This window comes from Bradyrhizobium sp. URHC0002, from assembly GCF_054059515.1.
On record NZ_JBSSCF010000001.1, the window covers coordinates 2,832,192 to 2,852,894 of the forward strand.

22 protein-coding genes are annotated in these 20,703 nt (G+C 63.4%); 15 read left to right on the forward strand and 7 right to left on the reverse strand.

Going from position 1 to position 20,703, the window contains the following annotated elements:
- Positions 1–12: 12 nt before the first annotated feature.
- Positions 13–975 carry a Bug family tripartite tricarboxylate transporter substrate binding protein gene (locus ACVWVY_RS13615; protein WP_456626832.1) on the reverse strand — a complete coding sequence of 321 codons (963 nt, stop codon included), beginning with the start codon at positions 973–975 and terminating at the stop codon, positions 13–15.
- Between the two features lie 183 nt (positions 976–1,158).
- Here ACVWVY_RS13615 and ACVWVY_RS13620 point away from each other — a divergent pair, with 183 nt between their 5' ends.
- The 4 genes from ACVWVY_RS13620 to ACVWVY_RS13635 all read left to right on the forward strand — a co-directional run bounded on the left by ACVWVY_RS13620 (position 1,159) and on the right by ACVWVY_RS13635 (position 4,349).
- Entirely contained in the window at positions 1,159–1,554 is a 396-nt protein-coding gene (locus ACVWVY_RS13620) for a carboxymuconolactone decarboxylase family protein (RefSeq protein WP_456626833.1), read from the forward strand.
- A 168-nt stretch (positions 1,555–1,722) separates the two neighbouring features.
- Complete coding sequence (locus ACVWVY_RS13625) at positions 1,723–2,784, forward strand: amidohydrolase family protein (protein ID WP_456626834.1); 1,062 nt, start codon at positions 1,723–1,725, stop codon at positions 2,782–2,784.
- Between the two features lie 24 nt (positions 2,785–2,808).
- The gene (locus ACVWVY_RS13630) at positions 2,809–3,921 is read left to right on the forward strand and encodes an amidohydrolase family protein (RefSeq protein ID WP_456626835.1); all 1,113 of its coding nucleotides are present in this window, start codon (positions 2,809–2,811) and stop codon (positions 3,919–3,921) included.
- Between the two features lie 14 nt (positions 3,922–3,935).
- Positions 3,936–4,349: a Rieske (2Fe-2S) protein gene (locus ACVWVY_RS13635; protein ID WP_456626836.1), complete on the forward strand. Its 414-nt coding sequence runs from the start codon at positions 3,936–3,938 to the stop codon at positions 4,347–4,349.
- Between the two features lie 125 nt (positions 4,350–4,474).
- Here the strand turns inward: ACVWVY_RS13635 and ACVWVY_RS13640 are convergent, their stop codons facing one another.
- Positions 4,475–5,095 carry a TetR/AcrR family transcriptional regulator gene (locus tag ACVWVY_RS13640; RefSeq protein WP_456626837.1) on the reverse strand — a complete coding sequence of 207 codons (621 nt, stop codon included), beginning with the start codon at positions 5,093–5,095 and terminating at the stop codon, positions 4,475–4,477.
- A 105-nt stretch (positions 5,096–5,200) separates the two neighbouring features.
- Between ACVWVY_RS13640 and ACVWVY_RS13645 the strand changes: the two genes are divergently transcribed.
- The 7 genes from ACVWVY_RS13645 (at position 5,201) to ACVWVY_RS13675 (ending at position 10,363) form a co-directional block, all read left to right on the forward strand.
- Positions 5,201–5,896: a PspA/IM30 family protein gene (locus ACVWVY_RS13645; protein ID WP_456626838.1), complete on the forward strand. Its 696-nt coding sequence runs from the start codon at positions 5,201–5,203 to the stop codon at positions 5,894–5,896.
- A 44-nt stretch (positions 5,897–5,940) separates the two neighbouring features.
- Positions 5,941–6,216, forward strand: coding sequence for a YiaA/YiaB family inner membrane protein (locus ACVWVY_RS13650; protein ID WP_456626839.1), 276 nt, complete (start codon positions 5,941–5,943; stop codon positions 6,214–6,216).
- Positions 6,217–6,316: 100 nt separating this feature from the next.
- On the forward strand, positions 6,317–6,877 hold the full coding sequence (locus ACVWVY_RS13655) for a hypothetical protein (RefSeq protein ID WP_456626840.1): 561 nt from the start codon (positions 6,317–6,319) through the stop codon (positions 6,875–6,877).
- Positions 6,878–7,293: 416 nt separating this feature from the next.
- On the forward strand, positions 7,294–7,569 hold the full coding sequence (locus ACVWVY_RS13660) for a YiaA/YiaB family inner membrane protein (protein ID WP_456626841.1): 276 nt from the start codon (positions 7,294–7,296) through the stop codon (positions 7,567–7,569).
- A gap of 248 nt (positions 7,570–7,817) precedes the next feature.
- Entirely contained in the window at positions 7,818–8,867 is a 1,050-nt protein-coding gene (locus tag ACVWVY_RS13665) for a hypothetical protein (RefSeq protein WP_456626842.1), read from the forward strand.
- The gene (locus ACVWVY_RS13670) at positions 8,864–10,063 is read left to right on the forward strand and encodes a hypothetical protein (protein ID WP_456626843.1); all 1,200 of its coding nucleotides are present in this window, start codon (positions 8,864–8,866) and stop codon (positions 10,061–10,063) included. Before ACVWVY_RS13665 ends, ACVWVY_RS13670 begins: the two co-directional genes overlap by 4 nt.
- 93 nt (positions 10,064–10,156) lie before the next feature.
- Positions 10,157–10,363 carry a hypothetical protein gene (locus ACVWVY_RS13675; protein WP_108519872.1) on the forward strand — a complete coding sequence of 69 codons (207 nt, stop codon included), beginning with the start codon at positions 10,157–10,159 and terminating at the stop codon, positions 10,361–10,363.
- A gap of 110 nt (positions 10,364–10,473) precedes the next feature.
- Here the strand turns inward: ACVWVY_RS13675 and ACVWVY_RS13680 are convergent, their stop codons facing one another.
- The gene (locus tag ACVWVY_RS13680) at positions 10,474–11,325 is read right to left on the reverse strand and encodes an SDR family NAD(P)-dependent oxidoreductase (protein ID WP_456626844.1); all 852 of its coding nucleotides are present in this window, start codon (positions 11,323–11,325) and stop codon (positions 10,474–10,476) included.
- Between the two features lie 71 nt (positions 11,326–11,396).
- Positions 11,397–11,777: a winged helix-turn-helix domain-containing protein gene (locus tag ACVWVY_RS13685; protein ID WP_456626845.1), complete on the reverse strand. Its 381-nt coding sequence runs from the start codon at positions 11,775–11,777 to the stop codon at positions 11,397–11,399.
- Positions 11,778–11,883: 106 nt separating this feature from the next.
- Between ACVWVY_RS13685 and ACVWVY_RS13690 the strand changes: the two genes are divergently transcribed.
- The 3 genes from ACVWVY_RS13690 to ACVWVY_RS13700 all read left to right on the forward strand — a co-directional run bounded on the left by ACVWVY_RS13690 (position 11,884) and on the right by ACVWVY_RS13700 (position 15,399).
- Entirely contained in the window at positions 11,884–13,008 is a 1,125-nt protein-coding gene (locus ACVWVY_RS13690) for an alkene reductase (RefSeq protein WP_456626846.1), read from the forward strand.
- A gap of 110 nt (positions 13,009–13,118) precedes the next feature.
- Positions 13,119–13,652 carry a GFA family protein gene (locus ACVWVY_RS13695; RefSeq protein ID WP_456626847.1) on the forward strand — a complete coding sequence of 178 codons (534 nt, stop codon included), beginning with the start codon at positions 13,119–13,121 and terminating at the stop codon, positions 13,650–13,652.
- 82 nt (positions 13,653–13,734) lie between these two features.
- On the forward strand, positions 13,735–15,399 hold the full coding sequence (locus ACVWVY_RS13700; RefSeq protein WP_456626848.1) for a thiamine pyrophosphate-binding protein: 1,665 nt from the start codon (positions 13,735–13,737) through the stop codon (positions 15,397–15,399).
- Positions 15,400–15,516: 117 nt separating this feature from the next.
- Here ACVWVY_RS13700 and ACVWVY_RS13705 read toward each other — a convergent pair whose 3' ends face one another.
- Positions 15,517–16,905 (reverse strand): LLM class flavin-dependent oxidoreductase, encoded by a 1,389-nt coding sequence (locus ACVWVY_RS13705; protein ID WP_456626849.1) that lies wholly within the window; start codon positions 16,903–16,905, stop codon positions 15,517–15,519.
- A gap of 187 nt (positions 16,906–17,092) precedes the next feature.
- Here ACVWVY_RS13705 and ACVWVY_RS13710 point away from each other — a divergent pair, with 187 nt between their 5' ends.
- Positions 17,093–18,478 carry a M20 family metallopeptidase gene (locus ACVWVY_RS13710; protein ID WP_456626850.1) on the forward strand — a complete coding sequence of 462 codons (1,386 nt, stop codon included), beginning with the start codon at positions 17,093–17,095 and terminating at the stop codon, positions 18,476–18,478.
- Between the two features lie 94 nt (positions 18,479–18,572).
- Here the strand turns inward: ACVWVY_RS13710 and ACVWVY_RS13715 are convergent, their stop codons facing one another.
- Together ACVWVY_RS13715 and ACVWVY_RS13720 are read right to left on the reverse strand one after the other, a co-directional pair.
- Positions 18,573–20,081, reverse strand: a complete 1,509-nt coding sequence (locus ACVWVY_RS13715) for a tripartite tricarboxylate transporter permease (RefSeq protein WP_456626851.1) — start codon at positions 20,079–20,081, stop codon at positions 18,573–18,575.
- 7 nt (positions 20,082–20,088) lie between these two features.
- Complete coding sequence (locus tag ACVWVY_RS13720) at positions 20,089–20,574, reverse strand: tripartite tricarboxylate transporter TctB family protein (protein WP_456626852.1); 486 nt, start codon at positions 20,572–20,574, stop codon at positions 20,089–20,091.
- Positions 20,575–20,703: the final 129 nt, after the last annotated feature.

Consider the following 20,703-nt stretch of genomic DNA (forward strand, 5'->3'; position numbering starts at 1 on the left):
GCCATGGCGCGACTATTTGGCTTCGATGCCGGCGGCCTTGGCATCTGCCGTCCACCGTGTGATTTCGCTACGGATGAAGGCGCCAAATTCGGCCGGTGGCATCGGAGAGACGACCATGCCGAGGCTCGCAAGTCTTTCCCGCACGGCCGGCGTCGACAGGATTTTCTGGGTAATGGTGTAGAGCCGGTTGACGACCGGCTCCGGCGTGTTTGCGGGCGCCAGCAATCCGTACCAGATCGTGGCCTCGAAGCCCGGCATGGCTTCGGCGAGCGGGGGCAGGTCCGGCGTCAGTTCGTTTCGCTTCGGCGAGGTCACGCCGATGCCGCGCAGTGTACCGCCCTGCATTTGCGGGATCGCGACCGAAAAATCCGCAAAGGCAAGATCGATCACCCCCGAGATCACGTCGGAGACCGCCAGCGGCACGCCGCGATACGACGCCGAGGTGATCGTCATGCCGCCACGGCTTTGCAGTTGCGCGTTCGATATCTGCGACGCGCCGGAGCCGTAGCCGGCGGTCATGTTCGGATGGGCTTTTGCGTATTCCATGAATTGATTGAGATCCTTGGCCGGAAAGTCCGGTTTCACCAGCAGCACCATCGCGGTCGTGATGGTGCGGATGATCGGCGCAAAATCCCGGGCGGGATCGTAGGGCAGGCTTTTCAGCATCGCGACGTTGCTGGCCTGCGTCGTGTTGGTTCCCATCAGCAGGGTGTAACCGTCAGGCGCGCTGCGCGCGACCTCTTGCGCGCCGAGACTGCCGAGCGCGCCGCTGCGATTCTCGATCACGACCGTCTGCCCCAGCTCTTCCTGCAGGCGCTGGCCGATCAGGCGCGCGACCTGATCGGGACCGGCGCCGGCGGGAAACGGCACGATGATCTTGATCTGCCGCGTCGGATAGTCGTCGGCGGCGTTGGCTTGCGGCCCCGCAAGTCCGAACAGGACCAGACCGGCGAGAACGTGGAATCGCAGCTTCATCCTGTTTCCTCCAGCCATGGTCAGCGAAATCTCTTCACGGATTTCTGAGCTGGATTTATACGGACAAATGGCTAAGCTGTGCAAGATGCGGCAACTAATAATTGCTATTTGGTCGATTAGGCCGCTCTTTAAATGACCGTATAAATAAAGTCACCAAGCCAACGCCGCGCGGAGGAACTCGAATTGGACACCAGTGAACTGTACGCGCGAGGCCTGCGCCGGCGCAAAAAGCTGTTCGGCGAGGCCGACGTGGCCGAACGCATGGCAGCAGCCGGCGAATTCGGGGCGCCACTGCAGAACATCATCAATGCCTATGTCTATGGCGACGTCTGGGAGCGGCCGGGCCTCACCGACGCGATGCGCAGCCTGGTGATGCTCGGCATGATGGCTGCCAGCAACAAGCCCGCCGAATTCCGCGTCCACGCCAAGGGTGCGCTGGCGAACGGCTGCACCGCCGCGCAGGTTCAGGATGTCCTGCTGCTGGTGGCGATGTATTGCGGCGTGCCGGCCGCGATCGAGCCGACGCGCATCGCCGCTGAAATCTTCGGCGAAGTTGCCGAGTCTGCAGCGAAGCCGTAAGCGGACCCCTCAATAAGTCCATTCCAGCCGTTGGCGCGTATCACCATCTGCAGACCCGCTATGCTGCGCTGCTAAACCGCCGCTAAACCCTTGCGCGGGAGGGGTATCGGCGGCACATTTGTGGCGCGACGCACGCGTTGCCAATACAAAGACATCCGAGGAAGCTCCATGGCGGCCACGCGGATCGACTGCGATATTCATCCCGCGGTGGGCGGAACCCGCACCACGCTGCTGCCCTATCTCGACGATCACTGGAAAGAGCAGGTGGTCAGCCGCGCCATCGACGGCCTCGATCTCAACTCCTATCCCCCCAACATGCCGTTCTCGGGCCGCGCCGATTGGCGGCCGGCCAACGGAAAGCCCGGCTGCGAACTCGCGATGGTGCAGCGCGGCGCGTTCGACCAACTCGGGTCGAGCCACGCAATCTGCAACGTGGTGTACGGCGCGCAGGCGGTGTTCGATTCCTATATGGCGGCCGGCTTCTGCAAGGCGATCAACGACTGGATCGCAGCGGAATGGCTGTCGAAGGATTCGCGGCTGAGCGCCTCGATCGTCGTGCCGATGCAGGCGCCTGATCTGGCGGTGGAAGAAATCGAGCGCAGGGCCGGCGACAACCGCTTCGTCTCCGTGCTGGTGCTGGCGCAGGGCGAGACGCTGCTCGGACGCCGGCATTACTGGCCAGTCTGGCAGGCCGCCGCGAAACACAAGCTCCCGGTCGCGATCCATGCCGGCAGCGCGTATCGCGGCGCGCCGAGTTCGATCGGCTGGCCGTCCTATCGCTACGAATATTATCTGGCGGAAGCGCAGGCGTTCCAGGCCCAGATATTGAGCCTGATCTATGAAGGCGTGTTCGGTAAATTCCCTGATCTCAAGGTGGTGCTGATGGAATCAGGCGTGAGCTGGCTGCCGGCCTTCATGTGGCGCGCCAACAAGACCTGGCGCGGCGTGCGCGTCGAGGTGCCGTGGGTCGAGCGCGAGCCGGCTTCGATCATCCGCGACCATATCCGCGTCACCATGCAGCCGTTCGACGGGCCGCCGGATGCCGCTGGCGTCGCCGACGTAATCGAGCAGATCGGCTCCGACAAGATGTTCCTGTTCGCGTCCGACTATCCGCACTGGCAGTTCGACGGCGACGATCCGATGCCGCCGCATCTGCCGGCCAGCATTGCCTCGCGCATGTGTGCCGACAACCCGTTAGAGACTTTTCCGCGGCTGAAGCTCGCTGCTTGAACTTGAAGATACCAGGAGGATCGCATGAGTGACGTCATCGACCGCCCCATCCTCGCCGAGGAAGAAGCCGCCAAGAGCCGGCTGCGCATCATCGATTGCGACGTGCATCCGAGCGTCCATGCGCACAGCGACCTCGACCAGTTCCTGCCGAAACGCTGGCAGGAGCATCTTCGGACCTACGGCAGCCATCTGCGCACGCCCTATATCGGCACCACGCCCTATCCGCGCTCCTCGCCGCTGATTGCTCGCCGCGATGCGTGGCCGCCGACCGGCGGGCCGCCGGGCTCCGATCTCGATTTCATGCGCAAGCAGCATCTCGATCCGCTCGATGTCGAGTACGGCATTTTGCAGGTGCTCGATCTCTTCATTTTCTCGCAGCAGAACCTCGAATTCGGCGCCGCGATCCAGCGCGCCATCAACGACTGGCAGCTCGCCTTCTGGTCCGACCGCGATCCGCGGCTGAAAGCCTCGATCCTCGCCGGCCAGGACGATACAGAGTTCGCGATCGCCGAGATCGAGCGCTGCGCCAGGATCGGCCGTTATGTGCAGATCAATGTCTGCCCGCGCGCCAACGAGCCGCTCGGCCGCCGCCGCTACTGGCCGATTTATGCGCGCGCGCAAGAGCTCGGCCTGCCGCTTGGCATTCACGTCGGCGGCTATGGCGGCCACGCGCCGACCGGTGGCGGCTGGCCGTCTTATTATGTCGAGGAGCACCAGTCGAACGCGCACACCATGGCGGCGCAGCTCACCAGCCTCGTGCTCGAAGGCGTGCCTGAGCACTTCCCGAACTTGAAGATCGTCTTCATCGAAGGCGGTTTTGGCTGGATCCCCTCGGCCACCTGGCGGATGGACCGGCATTTCGATGCCTTCCGCAGCGAGGTGCCGCATCTCAAGCGCCGTCCGTCGGAATATGTGAAGGAGCATTTCTGGTTCACGACGCAGCCGATCGACGAGCCCGATGAGGCAAAACATCTGCGCTCGCTGATCGAATGGGTCGGCGCCGACCGCCTGCTGTTCTCGTCGGACTATCCGCACTGGGATTTCGACGATCCGCGCTTTGCCTTCAAGACACCGTTGACAGAGACCGAGCGCCGGAAAATCTTCAGCGGCAACGCGCGCGCGCTCTACAAGCTCTGAGCGACAAGGATAACATGGCCCGCCACATCGTCGCGCGTACCACAGACATCCCGCCCGGCGGCAACAAGGTTTTTGGCGTCGACGGCCGCGACATTGTCGTGTTCCACGTCAATGGCGAGTTCTTCGCGCTGCTCAATCGTTGCCCGCATGAGGGCGCGCCGCTGGAAAAGGCCGCCTGCGTCGCGCGGCTGACCTCGCCGGAGCCCGGCGTCTACCAGCGCTCGCGCGTCGGCGAACTCTTGCGCTGCCCGTGGCACGGCTGGGAATTCGATATGCGAAACGGACAATCCTATTTCGATCCGAAGCGGGTGAAGGTGCGTTCCTATCCGGTCGCGGTCGAGAGCGGCGAGGAATTGCAGAAGGGGCCTTACGTCGCCGAGACGTTTCCGGTGCACGTCGAGGACAGCTACGTCATCATCGAGGTGTGATGGTCCGTAGGGTGGGCAAAGGCGCACTAGCGCCGTGCCCACCATCGCCCACTCCGCTCGTGACGGTGGGCACGCGGAGCCTGTCATCGGGCGCGCATTGGCGCGACCCGGTGGCTTTGCCCACCCTACGACTTGCCCGGGGCGGCGGGGGACGTCAGCCCATCGACTATCGCGCGCACGATGGACGCAATTTCCTTCCGCAACGCCTCGACCGGCACCGCGATCAGCTTCTGTTCGAGCCCGAGCAGCACCACGCCGTGCGCGGCGGAGAACAGGCTGCGCGCCGTCACGCCGAGTTCGGCCGGCGTTCGCGCCGGAAACAGTTCGGCGAGCGGACGATAGATATGCCGGAACAGATCCATCTGCTCGCTGATCGCCCATTCCGGAACGGGCTTGCCCGGCGCCATGCGATGTTCAAATAGCGCGCGCCAAAGTTCGAGATTTTCCGCGGCGAAATCGCAATAGGCGACCGCGATGCGAACCAGGGTTTCCCGAGGCGAGGCGGGGCCGTCGCTCTCGGCTGCCGTGAGCGCGGCGTCGAGCCGCCCAAGCGTGCGCGACCCCACCCGCAGGATCAGTTCGTCCATATCCTCGACGAGATTGTACACCGCGCCGTTGGCGACGCCGATGTCCCGCGCGAGCTCCCGCGTCTTCAGACCAGCCAATCCACCCGCGGAGATGCTCCGTTCCGCCGCCAGGATCAATTCCTCCCGGAATTTTGCTCGTCTTTCCAGTGCTTTAGACATCTATTGCAATTTTCTTGAGCGATGCTCAAAATAGTTCTTGAGCAATGCTCACGTTGGTGCTACAAACTGATTCATGAGCGATGCTCATAACACAGGGAGCTAACAATGTTCAAAACTGTTTTTACGCTCTTCCGGGGTAGCGTGGCTGCCGCGGAAGAAGAACTGGAAGACCGCTCGGCGCTTCTCATTCTCGACCAGCAGATGCGCGATGCGGGCGCGGCCGTCGAACGCTCCAAGCGCACGCTGGCGCTGGCGATCGCAGGCGACCAGCAGGAAGGCCGCCGTCTCGACGCCACCAATGCCCGGATCGCCGATCTCGAAGTTCGCGCTACCGCAGCACTTGATGGCGGCCGGGAAGATCTCGCCCGCGAAGCGGCGCAGGCGATTGCCAACCTTGAGGCCGACCGCGACGCCGCGATGACCGCGCGGACGCTGTTTGCGTCTGAAATCACCCGCATGAAGCGGCACGTCGCCAATGCCGAAGCGCGGATCACCGAGCTTGATCGTGGCCGTCGCATCGCCCGCGCGTCGGAAGCGGTTCGTGCGCTTCGCCGGGGCGGCATCGAAGCCGCGCGCCCCTACGAATCCACGCTGCCGGAAGCGGAGAAAACGCTGAAGCGGCTGCGCGAACGGCAGATCGAGGCCCAGGCTGCCTCCGACGCCCTGATTGAACTCGATGCCGCAAGCGGGCCGCTGGCGACCGCCGAAAAACTCGCTGAACAGGGCTTTGGCCCTCGGCTGAAATCAACCGCGGACGACGTGCTCGCGCGGCTGAACGCCAAACGCACGCAAGCTGCCTGAAACTGAATTTGATCGATTAAACCCATATCAAACAGGAGATTATCATGAACCAGAACGTCCAACCCCACAGCGGTGCCTGGGTTACCTTCACCTATGCTTCGTTTTCCGCCTCGGCCTTCATGGTCGCCGTCGGCGTGTTCTTCCTGCCGCTCGATCTCTGGATCAAGGGCTATCTCGCGATGGGCATCGTCATGCTCGTCCAGTCCTGCGTCACCCTGACCAAGACCGTGCGTGACATGCATGAGGGCGGCAAGCTGGTGAACCGCATCGAGGACGCCAAGGCCGAGCGGCTGCTGATGGAAGTTTCCAAGGCTGCTTAGTTTCCAAGGCTGGATCTCAAGGCTGCGTAACCTGTGACGCGGTGCTGGCGAAGGGTGGGCGGCGGGTGTCTCAGCATCCGCCGCCAGTCGGCAATCAGGCATGGTCGAGAAATCGCTGCAGTCCGGCTTCGCATCGGAAGACTTAAAGGAAGGATCGACTTCAATGAAACGACCCATGGTGTTTCTTCTGCTGGGGCCTTCGCTGGTCGCGCTCGCAGTGTGGATGGTTGCTGCCGCCATCGCGGGTCGGATCGACGATAGCTTCATTGGTGTATGCGCAATGACGGCCTTTCTGCTCACCTTGCCTGTATCGTCGATCACCGGGCTCGTGGACGGGTATCTTGCAGGGGGCTTGCCGACGCTCTTGAGGGCATTCCTGACCGCAGCCATCGGCATGACGATTGCCATCGGCCTGGTTCTCACGCTGTTCGCGATGATGTTCTCATTGACAGTGCCGACAGAGGTCATGAATGGCGCAATCTGCGCCGGCCTTTTCCTGCTGCTGCCGATGGGCGTGTGCTCGCTGTTGTCGAATGATTATGGCAAGCCCGGCGTCACCCCGACCAAGACCGTGCGTGACATGCACGAGAGCGGCAAGCCTTTGAATCGCATCGGGGAAGCCAGGGCCGAACGGCTGCTGATGGAAGTTAGAGCCGCTTGATTTCCAAGGCCGCGTAACCTGTGACGCGGCGCTGGCGAGGGTGGGCGGCGGGTGTTTCGGCATCCGCCGTTCGTCTCAGATGACGCGCCGCCTTGTCGCCGTGGGCGGGGCCGTCGTCATGGGCGCATGTTCGTTGTTGTCACACGACTATAGCGGCCGGCAACGGCATTTCGTTGATCCGGTCAGGACGTGAAAAAGCGACTGGTTTGATCCGGTTCCGGCTGGAGTCCACAAGTTTATATCGCCGTTAAATGCATCGTTTACCTTGCCGCAACCTAAAGCTGCTCTACTCATAGCTCCTTAACTGGCGTGGGCGCAGAAATCCCGCGGATGAGGTTGCGGCGTGGTTTCGCAAAGCGCGTGCTATCCGTCCGAACCGATATTTCATCTCATAATCTCATTTGCAGGATCGCGCCATGAATCAGAATATCCAGCATCACAGCAACGCCTGGGTCACCTTTACCTATGGTTCGTTCGGCGCCTCGGCCTTCCTGGTCGCGATCGGCGTCTACTTTCTCCCCGTTGACCTCTGGATCAAGGGCTATCTCGCGATGGGCATCGTGATGCTCATTCAGTCCTGCGTCACCCTGACCAAGACCGTGCGTGACGTGCATGAGAGCAGCCGTTTTGTGAACCGCATCGAGGATGCCAAGGCCGAACGGCTGCTGATGGAAGTTTCCAAGGCTCCATAGTTGCCAAGACTTGTGGTTGGCAAGACTTGTAGTTGCCAAGACCATCTAGTTTCCAAGGCCGCGTATCCTGTGACGCGGTGCTGGCGAAGGCAGGCGGCGGATGCTTCGGCATCCGCCGTTTTCCTGTTTTACCGGAATGTTTGACGTCACCAACACATCGTTTACCCTCCTGTCACCGTAACGTGTCGCACTCAATGGCTCCTTAACGGGCCCGGCGCACAAATCCGGACCGAGTGCGGGCAAGTGGAATGGCGTTTTTCAGCAGCGGCAATTCGGTGATTCGTCATGCCTTTGGGCAGGTCCGCTCCGCGGCCGCAAGTCTTGGCGGCTATGGCGTCTTCTGGCTGAAGGCGCTGCGCCAGCCGACCATTGATCTCACCATTCGCACCCATGCCGGGCTGATCACTCGCATTGTCGAAACCCCCGGCCTGTCGCTTTCGGAAACAGAACTCGGCGAACTGGTATCGCAATTGCGCGTCGTGGCCGCCAAAACTCTGCCCGAGGAAAGCCTCACCTACGGCATTTTCTCCGGCGACCGCGAACGATTGTCACGCGCCATCGTCACGCTGATCTCTGAGGAAGCGACCGGACGGCCGATTGCCTTCAATGCGCTGTCGGTGATGGAGGTCGAACTCGACGGGGAACCTGCGGAGGTCACCCATCTCGGTCTTGTGATGGTCGATCCCGACGAGCGCGGGCGGGGGTTGTCCTGGGTCCTCTATGGCCTGACGGCGCTGGTTCTCTTTGTCCGTGACGGGTTGCGTCCGAAATGGATCTCGAACGTCACCCAGGTGCCGTCAGTTGTCGGCATGGTCAGCCAGACCTTTTCGGATGTCTTTCCGTCGCCGCATGCGGACGCTCGCCAGAGCTTTGCGCATCTGCAACTCGCGCGCGGCATCATGTCGCGTCACCGCGCCGTGTTCGGCGTGGGTCAGGAAGCCGGCTTCGATGAAACCCGGTTTGTCATCACCAATGCCTATACCGGCGGATCGGACGCGCTGAAGAAAACCTTCGAAGCCGCGCCAAAACATCGCGACGAGCAATACAACGCGTTTTGCGCCCGCGAGCTGGACTACGCCAGGGGCGACGACGTGCTGCAGCTCGGCCGTATCGATCTTGCGGGCGCGCGCCGCTATCTCCTGAGCGAAGTGCCCTCCGGTTCACTGCCGGCGTTGCTGGCAACCGGCACCGCGCTGGCCCTGCAGCGGCTGGTGCTTCCCGCCGTTCACTGGATGGACGATACGCGGCCCTTCGGCATCTTGCGGTCGCGGACATCCGGAAATGGAGGCGGCCCATGACGCCGGAGATGATCGCCGATTCCATCGTCAACCTGTGCGGGGCGATCGGCCTTGGCGTCGCCATGGTCACGCTTTACCGGCGTGATCCCCGGAGCCCGCTGACGCGTCGTCTATTGGTGGCGCTTGGCATCATCGCGTTGCTGTTCCTGGTGCGTGGCGTGGCGTGGTGGAGCGGCAGCGGGGTGCTCGACAATCTGTCGATGATCCCGGCCGCGCTGATCCCGCTCGGCGCCTTGATCGTCACCGAAGGGATCTTGCGGCGTCATGCGCCGGGCCCAGCCAAGATCGCGATTCTAACCGGCGGCATCGTGCTCGGTCTCGCCGGCGCTGTTGGATCGGAGCGCTTTGCTGCGCCCTTTGCCGTCCTGCTCGCCCTGTTCCAGCTGGGCGGCTTTGCGATCTGCGCATGGCTGCTGGCGACGCGCGACCGGACAACGCTGATGGCGTCCGAGAATCGCAGTATCGCGCGCCTCGCCGTTGGCGCCATCCTCGTCATTCCCTTCATCGTCACCGATTTCAGGGTGCTGATGCCGGACATCCCGGTCAGGCTCGGCGCATTGGGGGCACTGCTCGTCGTCACCGCGATCCTGATTGCGGAACGCGGCGCGGAGACGCAGCGTCAGGCGCTTCTGATGACGGCGCTGCGGCTGTCGAGTTCAGCGCTCCTCGGTATTGCCGCGGCGTTTGTCGCGCCGGATGTCGATCTCGCCCAGGTCATGCGATTTAGCGCCATTGCGATCGCGGGCGTTCTCACCATCGGCTTGATGGTGGACGCGCTGCGCGCGCATTTCGAATCGCAAGTGCCCGGCGTTCTCAATTCCGTTGCGGCGTCGCCAGCCAGAACGCGCGACGCGCTGATCGCGGAACTCGCGCGACACCCGATCTTCGAGAGCGCCCGGCGCTATCGCGAGAGCGAACTCTTGGCCTACGATCCGCCGCTGCTGCGCAATTTCCTATCGAGCGTGCGGGTGCTGCGCCGCCCCGACGCGCCGTGGGGGCTGACCTTGTCCGATCCGGCCGTCGAACGCGTGATGTCGCTGCTGGCCGCCAACAGCGCGACGCATCTCATCGTCCTGTCGCACGACCCGATCGACGTCATCGCGCTTGCGGTTCCCGTGATTTCGGCCGATCCGGCCACGGAAACGGCGCTGGCCCTGGTGCGGCGCCTGCTGGCGCTGACGCCGGAGACCATCTGACATTCCGTCATGCAAATTTTCTTGCACGACTTACGAAATGCATCGTGATTGTGATAAGACCGCCGCAGTAACGGTTGATGACGGGGCAGGCCGATGTCGAAACAAGCGATGCGCGAGGAGGCCGAGCGCCTGATCCGCGAGACGATGGAAAAGAAGGCCCTCGTCGTCAAGCAGGGCAACACTCGGATCGAGGCGGTCTGCGGAAAATGCGGCGCGCCGAACCGCGTCCAGGCGGAAAAGGGCGCAACCCGCGTCAAATACGTCTGCAAGCAATGCGGCGACAAGCAGGTGACGCTGTAGGTGATCGCGGTTCGTAGTTCGTAGGGTGGGCAAAGAGAAGCGTGCCCACCATATCTTGCGGAGTGCGTAATGGTGGGCACGTCGCTTCGCGCCTTTGCCCACCCTACGAACTACGACCCCTTCACGAACCTCGCAAACGCCTCCGCATAATCCGGATGCCAGCGCGACAGCGCGGGACGGTTTTCTACGATATCGCCGGCAGCCCACAGCATGCGCCGTTCGTCGAGCGGCCGTGGCACATCATTGTCCGGGCACAGGATGTAGAAATCGCCGGCGTCGATGTGCGCGATCATGAAGTCGACGGTCTGCTCGGCCGTCCAGGCGCCGGGCGGCTTCTCGGTGCGGCCGCGCGCGGTCAGCGGCGTGAAGACGTGACCAGGGATCATCAGATGCGCGCTGATCCTGCAGCCCGGGATGTTGCGCAACTCGTGCTGCAGCGCCTCCGTCTGCGCCTTCACGCCGGCCTTCGAGACGTTGTAGGCGGGATTGCCGGGTGGCGTCGTGATGCCCTGCTTGGAGCCGGTGTTGATGACCAGGCCGGGGCGGGCGCGTTCGATCATGCGGGGTGCAAAGGCCTGCGTGCCGTGAATGACGCCCCACAGGTTCACCGCGAGGATACGCTGCCAGTTCTCCAGCGGGCCAAGGCTGGTGCTGTCGGGGCCGATGCCCGCATTGTTCATCAGGATGTCGGTGCCGCCGAACCGCTTTTGCACCGCGGCTTCCAGGCCCGCGACATCGTCGAAGCGGCTGACGTCGACCGAGGCCGTCATGATATCGGCAGCGCCGCCCTTCGCGATGGACGCGAGCGTCGCGGCGGCTTCAGCAAGTCGCTCGGCACCGATGTCGGCGATGCAGACCTTCATGCCGGTGGCGGCGAAACGGGTGGCGGCGGCAAGGCCGATGCCGGACGCGCCTCCGGTAATCACGGCGACATTGTTCGGCGACATGGCGGGATGGGGCATGTAAAGTTTCCTGGACGGCTTGGGGAGGGCGGCCTCAGCGCGTCCAGTTATCGCATACTTTCCGCTTGTTATCAGCCCGCGCGTTTCTTCGCCCGGCCGATATCGGATCGCAATGCCTGCAATTCCTTGCGCGCCGCGGTTGTGGCGGTGCGCTCGATCTTGCGGTAGCGCGCGACCAGCGAGCGGCCGAACGGCGTCAGCACCGCGCCGCCGCCATTCTTGCCGCCGGTCTGACGTTTCACCGCGGCTTGGCGGCAAATTCGGTTGATCTCGTCGACCAGATCCCAGGCCCGCTTGTAGGACATTTCCATGGCGCGGCCGGCGGCGGAAATCGAACCGCTTTGGTGGATCGTTTCGAGCAACTCGATCTTGCCGGGACCGATACGTCCCCCTGCGTCGATATCGATGCGGACGCTGAGCGAAGGGTGGGGCTTGCCGTTCGTTTTCTGCATGGAAGATGTGCTCACTCGCTTCGAGACTACACGTTGCGTCCCCAACCTTTTACGAACAAGCTGAAGCGGTTACATATCCGTATCAACACGGGGTTCTGGAATAGACATGAATTATCCATCGCTGTTTTCGCCGCTCAAGGTCGGCCCCTACCAGCTCCGGCACCGCCTCGCGTTGGCGCCGTTGACGCGGATGCGGGCGGCAAAACCCTCGCTCGCGCCGCGGCCGCTGAACGCGGAATATTACGCGCAGCGCGCGACGCCGGGCGGGTTGCTGATCGCCGAAGCCTCGCCGGTGATGGAAACGGGCTTCGGCAGCCCCGGCGTGCCCGGCATCTATACCGAGCGGCAGATCGCGGGATGGCGCGAGGTGGTCGATGCCGTTCACGCCAGGGGCGGAATCATTTTTCTGCAGCTCTGGCATGTCGGACGCGTCTCGCATTCTTCTTTTCAGCCGGATGGCGTGTTGCCGGTCGCGCCGTCGGCGGTGCCGATTGCGGACTTGAAGACGGGGACGGCAGACGGCAAGGCGGCGCCCTACGAGACGCCGCGCGCGCTCGAGACATCGGAGATATCAGGCGTTGTCGATGCCTATCGGCAGGCGGCGAAGAATGCGCTTGCCGCCGGCTTCGACGGCGTCGAGGTGCACGGCGCCAATGGCTATTTGATCGAGCAATTCCTGCAATCACACACCAATTTGCGCACCGACCAATATGGCGGCTCGATTCCGAGCCGCGTGCGCTTCCTGATGGAAGTGACGCAGGCGGTGGTGGACGTGTGGGGCGCCGATCGCGTCGGCGTGCGGCTGTCGCCCTATGGCGTCGCCAATGGCAGTGGCGAGCCGGACCCGATGCCGCTCTACACCTATGTGGTCGAACAGCTCAATCCGCTTGGCCTCGCCTACCTGCATTTCATCGAGCCGCGCTCCTCCGGCGCCGGCCGCGCCGAGGTCAACCATCAGAACGTGCCGTCGGCGATGGTGCTGTTTCGCCCGATCTGGAAGGGCGTGCTGATCACAGCCGGCGGCTTCACCGGCGAGGCGGCGGATGCCGCGATCCGGGATGGCCATGCCGACGCGGTTGCGTTCGGCCGCATCTTCATTTCCAATCCGGACCTGCCGCGCCGCCTGCAGCGCGGCTTCCCGCTGACGCCCTACAACCGCGCGACGTTCTACGGCGGCGACGTGGCAGGCTATACGGATTATCCGGAGCACAACGAGCTGGAGCAGGCGTAACTGCTGACGTCATTGCGAGCGAAGCGAAGCAATCCATAGGGCCGCGAAGAAAGTTGGATTGCTTCGTCGCTTCGCTCCTCGCAATGACGAAACGTGAGGATCTATCCAACATGTTTCCGGAAGAAGAATCGGAAAAGAAAAAGACCAAGGCCCTATCGCTCGGCAAGCCGGCCGCAGGCCAATGCCTGTGCGGCAAGGTCGCCTTCGAGATCGACGTGCCGGCGCGCTGGGCCTGGCACGATCATTCGCCGTCGAGCCGCCGCGCGCACGGAGCGGCCTATGCGACCTATGTCGGAAGCTGGCGTAAACGTTTTCGTATCACCAAGGGCAAGACCAGCCTCACGCGCTATGAGGACAAGGCGACCAAAACCACGCGAAGTTTCTGCGCCAGCTGCGGCACGCCGATCGCCTACGAACGCCCGCGCTCGCCGCACATGGTCAACATTCCCCGCGCGCTGTTCTCGGGCCGCACCGGGCGGCAGCCGCTCTATCACATCGCGATCGAGGAATTGCAGGAATGGGCCTACACCGGCGAACCGCTGGTGCCGCTGAAGGGATATCCCGGCGTGGTCTGGCAGCGCTCGAAAAAGAAGAAGCGTGCGGGCGACGATCCTTTCAGCCTCGGCCGCGCAGAGCAGCCATGACCTCTCTCCATTGCGCGCGCTCTTCAAGTTTGATCATGTGCCTCTATCCCGCGGGTTAACGGACCGGCGGGCAGGAGGAGACATGAAGAACAAAATCACCGGCCGCTCCGCATTCCTTGCCTTGCTGAAGGACGAGGGCGTCACGCATCTGTTCGGCAATCCCGGCACCACCGAACTGCCGATCATGCATGCGCTGAAGGACCACCCCGATCTCACCTATGTGATGGCGATGCAGGAGAGCCTTGTCGTCGCCATGGCCGACGGTTTCAGCCGCGCCTCGGGCAAGCTTGTCGCCTGCAACGTCCATGTAGCGCCCGGTCTCGGAAACGCGATGGGCTCGCTCTACAACGCGAGCTTCACCGGCACGCCCCTGATCCTGACCGCCGGTCAGCAGGAGCAGGGCCACGGCCTGACCGAGCCGGTGCTCTATGGCCCGCTGGTGCAGATGGCAGCGCCCTTGGTGAAATGGGCCGTCGAGGTGACGCGGCTGGAAGATCTGCCGCGCATCGTGCGCCGCGCTGCCAAGATCGCGACCACGCCGCCGACCGGGCCGGTATTCATCTCGCTCCCGGGCGACATTCTCAATGCCGAGGCCGGCATTGAACTCGGCCGCTCGACCCGGGTCGACACGCGCGTCAAACCGGCGGACGAATCGCTGCAGGCGTTGACCGCACGCATCCTCAAGGCCGAGCGGCCCGTAATCATCGTCGGCGACGAGATCGTCAAGAGCGACGCATTGCAGGAGGCTGCTCAGTTGGCCGAAACGCTGGGTTGTCCGGCGTATCAGTCGTCGACGCCCTATGGCGCGCATTTCCTGTCCGAAAGCCCGTGTTTCATGGGTGCGCTGGCGCGCATCCAAAAGATCGCCCGCGAGACGCTCGCGCCTTACGACCTCATCATTGCGCTCGGCGGCGATCCCCTGCGGATGTCGGTCTATAGCGAAACCGACCCGCTGCCGGATGGGCTGTCGATCGTTCAGGTCGGCCTGGTCGATCATGACCTCGCCAGGAATTACGGCGTCGACATCGCGCTGAAGGCCGACGTCAAAGAAACCCTGCGCTCGCTGGTGCCGGCGCTGAAAGCCGCGGGCGGTAGTGCGCTTCAGGCGCGGGCGAACCGGGGATGGGACGCGCTGGCATCGAAGAACTGGACGGCCCGGCGCAGGCCGCTGGTCGAGCAGATATCGAAACACGCCAGCACTTCGCCGATCGATCCGGACTGGCTGGCGCTGCAGGTGGTCGAGGCGATGCCTGATAACGCGATCCTGGTCGACGAGGGGCTGACGTCGTCGCGGCAGATGATCGCGCTGCGGCCGCATCGCGACCGCTACGGCTATCACGCGCTGGCTTCGGGCGGCATCGGCTGGGGATTGCCGGCGTCCGTCGGCGTCAGCCTCGCCAACCCCGAACGGCCGGTCGTATGCTATTCCGGCGACGGCAGCTCGATGTATTCGATCCAGTCGCTGTGGACCGCGGCTAACCACAAGCTGCCGCTGACGTTTGTGATCGTCAATAATGGCGGCTACCGCATCATCAAGCAGCGGTTGCTCGCCTTCCACGGCGACGATCATTATGTCGGCATGGATTTCATCGATCCGCCGGTGGATTTTACGGGCGTGGCGAAATCGCTCGGGCTCGAGGCGACACGGGTCACCGATCCCTCGCAATTGAAGTCCGTGTTGTCATCGGCCTTCAGCCGCCCCGGCGCCAAGCTGATCGAGGTCGTGGTGAGCAATTCGGTGAATTGATTACCCCGTCATTGCGAAATCGTAGGGTGGGCAAAGCGAAGCGTGCCCACCATCCAGAATAGCGATGTGGATAGGTGGTGGGCACGGCGCGAAGTGCGCCTTTGCCCACCCTACAAGTTACTCCGCCGCAGCAGCGTGTGGCTTCACGCGGTAACTTGCCGCCGGATGCGTCTCGTTCAACCGCGCGCGTCCGGCACCGAACAGCTTCTCGCGCAACGTCCCCTCTGCATACGCGCTCTTGTACCGCCCGCGCTTCGTCAGCTCAGGCACCAGCATATCGGCGATGTCCTCGAAATCGCCGGGCGAGGTGGCGAACGCGACGTTGAGGCCGTCGACGTCGGTCTGCTCGAACCAGGCCTCGATATCGTCGGCGACCTTGTCGGGCGTGCCGACCACGACCGGGCCGGCGCCGCCGATGCCGACATGCTCGACGACCTCGCGCACGGTCCAGACCCTGTCAGGATCGGCACGCGTGACGTTGTCGAGCGCGGTGCGCCCGGCGTCGTTCTGGACGTGACGCACTTGCTGGTCGAGGTCGTAGCCCGAGAAATCGACACCCATCCAGCCCGACATCAGCGCCAGCGCGCCCTCGGGCGCAATATGGCGACGATAGTCGGCGTATTTCGCTTTCGCCTCGGCCTCGGTGCGGCCGAGAATGATCGTCATCATCGAGAACATCAGGATCTCGGCCGGATTGCGCCCGATTTCCTTTGCCAGCGTGCGGATCGCCGCCACGCGCGGACCGATGATCTTGGCCGACGGGCCCGACATGAACACGCATTCGGCGTGCCGGGCGGCGAATTGCCGTCCGCGTGGCGAGGTGCCGGCCTGATACAGCACCGGCGTCCGCTGCGGCGACGGCTCGCTGAGATGGATGGCGTTGAGCCGGTAGTTGCTTCCCTCGTGCTCAATGCGGTGCACCTTGGAAGGATCGGCAAAGATGCCACGGGCGCGGTCGCGCAGCACGGCGTCGTCTTCCCAGCTTCCTTCCCAGAGCTTGTAGACCAGCTCCATATATTCATCCGCGATCTCGTAGCGGTCGTCATGCGCGGTCTGCTTGTCCTTGCCGGCGCCGCGGGCGGCACTGTCGAGATAGCCGGTCACCACATTCCAGCCGACCCGGCCTTCGGTGAGGTGATCCAGCGTCGACATCCGTCGGGCAAACGGGTAGGGCGGCTCGAAGGAGAGGTTGCTGGTGACGCCAAAGCCAAGATTTTGCGTCACCGCCGCCATCGCCGGGATCAGCATCAGCGGCTCGTTGGCCGGCGTCTGCGCGGCATTGCGCAGCGCGGCGTCGGGGCTATTGCCGAACACGTCGTAGACGCCGAGCACGTCGGCGAGAAACAGCCCGTCGAACCGGCCGCGCTCCAGCGTCTTTGCCAGGTCGAGCCAATAGGGCAGGCGGTTGTAGCCCAGCGTACGGTCGCGCGGATGGGTCCAGAGCCCCGGCGATTGATGCGCCACGCAGTTCATGGCGAAGGCGTTGAGCCGGATTTGCTTTGTCATGACGCGAACCTCGGATGCGCGCAGGGTTTCCTGCGCGTTCGCCCGGTTAATCGCCGGGCTGTTGCCTGAAATTGTTGCATCCTCGCGGGTTTTAGCAAGGCCCATTTCGGCAGCCCATGCCACTTCCAGCGGGCGGCTTATCCCGATAGGTTGCGCTCCACAAAATTGGCGAACAAGGAAAAGAAATATGGCTGATAGAGCCGACGCGATTGCGCGGGTACGTGAGCATCTGAATTCCGGCGCGTTTCTCGCCGAGCTCGACCGCAGGGTCGGTTACCGGACCGAAAGCCAGAATCCCGGCAGCGGCGAGGCGTTGCGCGCCTATCTCGTCGACGACCTCCAGCCCGCCTTCGCCGCGCTCGACTTCTCCACCCGCCTGATCGAATCGCCGAGCGGCAGGGGTCCGTACCTGCTGGCGGATTATCGCGAGGATGTCTCGCTGCCGACCGTGCTCACCTATGGCCATGGCGATGTCGTCGACGGCATGGAAGGCGAGTGGCGCGACAATCTCGATCCCTGGAAAACCACGACCAGGGGCGAGCGTGTCTATGGCCGCGGCACCGCCGACAACAAGGGCCAGCACAGCATCAATCTCGCGGCCTTGCGTGCCGTGCGCGAGACCCGCGGCGGCAAGCTCGGCTTCAACGCCAAATTCATCATCGAGACCGGCGAGGAGATCGGTTCGCCCGATCTGCGGCAGGTGTGCGAAGCCCATCGCGAGGAGCTGAAGGCCGATCTGTTTCTGGCCTCTGACGGGCCACGACTTTCGGTCGACCGGCCGACTATTTTCCTCGGCTGCCGCGGCGGCAACCGCATCCATCTCGACGTCAATTTGCGCGAGGGCGGAAACCATTCGGGCAATTGGGGCGGCGTGCTCGCCAATCCCGCGACGATCCTTTGCAACGCCATCGCGAGCCTCGTCGACGGCAAGGGGCGGATGAAGCTCGACGCGCTCAAGCCGCCGCGCATTTCGAATGCGGTGCGAGCGGCGCTCGCGGACGTGAAGATCGAGCCGACCGCGGACGAGCCGGCGCTGGCGCCCGACTGGGGCGAGGAGGGACTAACGCCGGCCGAGCGGCTGTTTGCCTGGAATACGCTGGAAGTGCTGGCGATGTCGTCAGGCAGTATCGACAAGCCGGCCAACGCCATTCCCGGACGCGCCAATGCCGTGCTGCAGCTTCGCTTCGTCGTCGGCACCAGATATAAAGAGGTCGTCGACGCCGTGCGCGCGCATCTGCATGGCAACGGCTTTTCGATGGTGGAGGTCAGCGGCACGCAGCGTTTTGCGGCCTCGCGCACCGATGTCGACAGTCCCTGGGTGAACTGGACGGCGGACTCGATCCTGAAAACCACCGGCAAGGCGCCGGCGATCCTGCCGAATTTCGGCGGTTCGCTGCCCAACGACGTGTTCGCCGAAGGGTTGGGGCTGCCGACGATCTGGGTGCCGCATTCCTATCCCGGCTGCTCGCAGCACGCGCCGGACGAGCACATCCTGCTGCCGGTGACGGAAGAGGCGCTCGCGATCATGGCGGGGATCTTCTGGGACCTCGGCGAGATGAAGAAGTCGCCGTAGGTCGCGCAAGAAGGCGTAGCCCGGGTGAGCGTAGCGATACCCAGGAACGGTCTCCCCGCATGTCGCTGCGCTCATGCGGGCTACAGGAAAGGGCTCACACCCCTTCGTCCAGCGCGACCATCTCGCGCTTCTTGCGCAGCGCCGGCAGCAGTGGGCCGACCAGCAGCATGACCGCGAACGCCAGGCAGACGGCCGAGATCGGCCGTTCGATGAAGGTCATGAGATCGCCCTGCGACAGGATCAGCGACTTGCGCAGATTGTTCTCCAGCATCGGACCGAGCACGAAGGCCAGCACCAGCGGCGCCGGCTCGTAGCCGAGCTTGCGCATGAAATAGCCGATGATGCCGAACGCGATCATCACATAGACGTCGAACACGTTGTTGCTGGAGCAATAGACGCCGATGATGGTGAACAGGATGATCAGCGGAAACAGGATGTTATAGGGCAATTTCAGAAGCTGAACCCACATCCCGATCATCGGCAGGTTCAGCACGAGCAGCATCAGATTGCCGATATACATGCTGGCGACGATGCCCCAGAACAGGCCCGGGTTTTGCGTGATCATCAGCGGACCCGGCTGCAGCCCGTGAATGACGAAAGCGCCGAGCAACAGCGCCATAACCACGTTCGGCGGAATGCCTAAAGTCATCAGCGGAATGAAGGCGCCGCCCGCTGCGGCGTTGTTGGCGGCTTCGGGTCCCGCCACGCCCTCGATCGCGCCCTTGCCGAAGCGCTCCGGCGTTTTGGATAATCGCTTCTCCAGCGCATAGGACGCGAACGACGAAATCACCGCGCCGCCGCCGGGCAGGATGCCGAGGAAAAATCCAAGGATTGTTCCGCGCGTCATCGGGCCGGCGCTGGCTTTCCAGTCCTCTTTGCTTGGAAGCAGGTGCGTGATCTTGGTGTTGATGATGTCGCGCTTGATGACCTGCTCGGTGTTGAGCAGCACTTCGGCGATGCCGAACAGGCCCATGACCACGGGAACGAGGCCGATGCCGTCGATCAGCTCCACCCGGCCGAAAGTCAGGCGCGGCTGTGCGGTAATGCTGTCGAGCCCGACCACGCCGAGCACGACGCCGATGCAGGCCATCAATAGCGCCTTTGCCATCGAGCCCTGGGTCAGGAAGGTGAGGACCACGAGGCCGAGCACCATCAGGCTGAAATATTCGGCCGGTCCGAACGCGATCGCGACGCTGGCGAGCTTGGGCGCCACCAGCATCAGTGCGACCAGCGCGAAGGTGCCGGCGAAGAACGAGCCGAATGCGGAGATGCCGAGCGCAGGTCCCGCGCGGCCCTGCTTGGCCATCTGATGGCCGTCGATGCAGGTGACGACGGAAGCGGCTTCGCCGGGAATGTTGACCAGGATCGAGGTGGTCGAGCCGCCATACATCGAGCCGTAATAGATGCCGGCCATCATGATGATGCCGGATTCCGGCGTTCCCGACAGTGTGATCGGCAGCAACAGCGACATCGCCGAGATCGGGCCGATGCCCGGCAGCACGCCGACCAGCGTGCCGATGAACACGCCGATGAAGCAGTAGAGCAGGTTGATCGGCAGCAGCGCGATGCCAAAGCCATGGGCGACATTGATGAGCGTGTCCATGGTGCGGTCAGCCGATTTCGAAGATGCCGGAGGGCAGCTGGATCAGGAGCAAGCGCTTGAGGACCCACCACATGCCGAGCGGGACCAGTACCGCGATCGGAATGGCGAGCGTCCAGCGCACCGGATCGATCAGGCGCAACAGCAGCAACATGAGAGGAACTGAGGAAAGCAGAAAGCCGAGCGGGTCGAGGGCGAAAGAAAAAGCGACGAGGCAGACGATCACCACCAGCGGCTTGGTCCAGCGCGTGTCCACCCAGCGCGAGCCAAAGGTCGGCCCGCCCTCGATCAATGCGGCTATGATGATCGAGGCGGCGAACAGGCACATCAGGATGCCGGTATAGAACAGCACGAACCCGGAGCCGGGATCGTTGATCGTGCCGAGCTTGAGCTTGAGCCCGGACCAGATCACGAAACCGCCGAGCGCAAGCCCGATCAGCCCGCCCCACAGTTCGGAATTGTTGAGGCGGAATTTGACGTCGGTGTCGCTACTCATGCGGGGTGCCTTCGGATGTCGCCCGTCCTATCGTAACCAACAGGGCGAGTGTCTAAATTCCGTCATTGCGAGCGAAGCGAACCAATCCATCGTCATCGAGCGTATGGAGAGTATGGATTCGTCGCTGTC

What these genes read in the sequence shown, in the direction of transcription:
- ACVWVY_RS13615 (WP_456626832.1), bottom strand. Translation starts at nt 975, where the DNA reads ATGAAGCTGCGATTCCACGTTCTCGCCGGTCTGGTCCTGTTCGGACTT.
- ACVWVY_RS13625 (WP_456626834.1), top strand. Translation starts at nt 1,723, where the DNA reads ATGGCGGCCACGCGGATCGACTGCGATATTCATCCCGCGGTGGGCGGA.
- ACVWVY_RS13630 (WP_456626835.1), top strand. Translation starts at nt 2,809, where the DNA reads ATGAGTGACGTCATCGACCGCCCCATCCTCGCCGAGGAAGAAGCCGCC.
- ACVWVY_RS13635 (WP_456626836.1), top strand. Translation starts at nt 3,936, where the DNA reads ATGGCCCGCCACATCGTCGCGCGTACCACAGACATCCCGCCCGGCGGC.
- ACVWVY_RS13640 (WP_456626837.1), bottom strand. Translation starts at nt 5,095, where the DNA reads ATGTCTAAAGCACTGGAAAGACGAGCAAAATTCCGGGAGGAATTGATC.
- ACVWVY_RS13645 (WP_456626838.1), top strand. Translation starts at nt 5,201, where the DNA reads ATGTTCAAAACTGTTTTTACGCTCTTCCGGGGTAGCGTGGCTGCCGCG.
- ACVWVY_RS13650 (WP_456626839.1), top strand. Translation starts at nt 5,941, where the DNA reads ATGAACCAGAACGTCCAACCCCACAGCGGTGCCTGGGTTACCTTCACC.
- ACVWVY_RS13655 (WP_456626840.1), top strand. Translation starts at nt 6,317, where the DNA reads ATGGTCGAGAAATCGCTGCAGTCCGGCTTCGCATCGGAAGACTTAAAG.
- ACVWVY_RS13660 (WP_456626841.1), top strand. Translation starts at nt 7,294, where the DNA reads ATGAATCAGAATATCCAGCATCACAGCAACGCCTGGGTCACCTTTACC.
- ACVWVY_RS13665 (WP_456626842.1), top strand. Translation starts at nt 7,818, where the DNA reads ATGGCGTTTTTCAGCAGCGGCAATTCGGTGATTCGTCATGCCTTTGGG.
- ACVWVY_RS13670 (WP_456626843.1), top strand. Translation starts at nt 8,864, where the DNA reads ATGACGCCGGAGATGATCGCCGATTCCATCGTCAACCTGTGCGGGGCG.
- ACVWVY_RS13675 (WP_108519872.1), top strand. Translation starts at nt 10,157, where the DNA reads ATGTCGAAACAAGCGATGCGCGAGGAGGCCGAGCGCCTGATCCGCGAG.
- ACVWVY_RS13680 (WP_456626844.1), bottom strand. Translation starts at nt 11,325, where the DNA reads ATGCCCCATCCCGCCATGTCGCCGAACAATGTCGCCGTGATTACCGGA.
- ACVWVY_RS13685 (WP_456626845.1), bottom strand. Translation starts at nt 11,777, where the DNA reads ATGCAGAAAACGAACGGCAAGCCCCACCCTTCGCTCAGCGTCCGCATC.
- ACVWVY_RS13690 (WP_456626846.1), top strand. Translation starts at nt 11,884, where the DNA reads ATGAATTATCCATCGCTGTTTTCGCCGCTCAAGGTCGGCCCCTACCAG.
- ACVWVY_RS13695 (WP_456626847.1), top strand. Translation starts at nt 13,119, where the DNA reads ATGTTTCCGGAAGAAGAATCGGAAAAGAAAAAGACCAAGGCCCTATCG.
- ACVWVY_RS13700 (WP_456626848.1), top strand. Translation starts at nt 13,735, where the DNA reads ATGAAGAACAAAATCACCGGCCGCTCCGCATTCCTTGCCTTGCTGAAG.
- ACVWVY_RS13705 (WP_456626849.1), bottom strand. Translation starts at nt 16,905, where the DNA reads ATGACAAAGCAAATCCGGCTCAACGCCTTCGCCATGAACTGCGTGGCG.
- ACVWVY_RS13710 (WP_456626850.1), top strand. Translation starts at nt 17,093, where the DNA reads ATGGCTGATAGAGCCGACGCGATTGCGCGGGTACGTGAGCATCTGAAT.
- ACVWVY_RS13715 (WP_456626851.1), bottom strand. Translation starts at nt 20,081, where the DNA reads ATGGACACGCTCATCAATGTCGCCCATGGCTTTGGCATCGCGCTGCTG.
- ACVWVY_RS13720 (WP_456626852.1), bottom strand. Translation starts at nt 20,574, where the DNA reads ATGAGTAGCGACACCGACGTCAAATTCCGCCTCAACAATTCCGAACTG.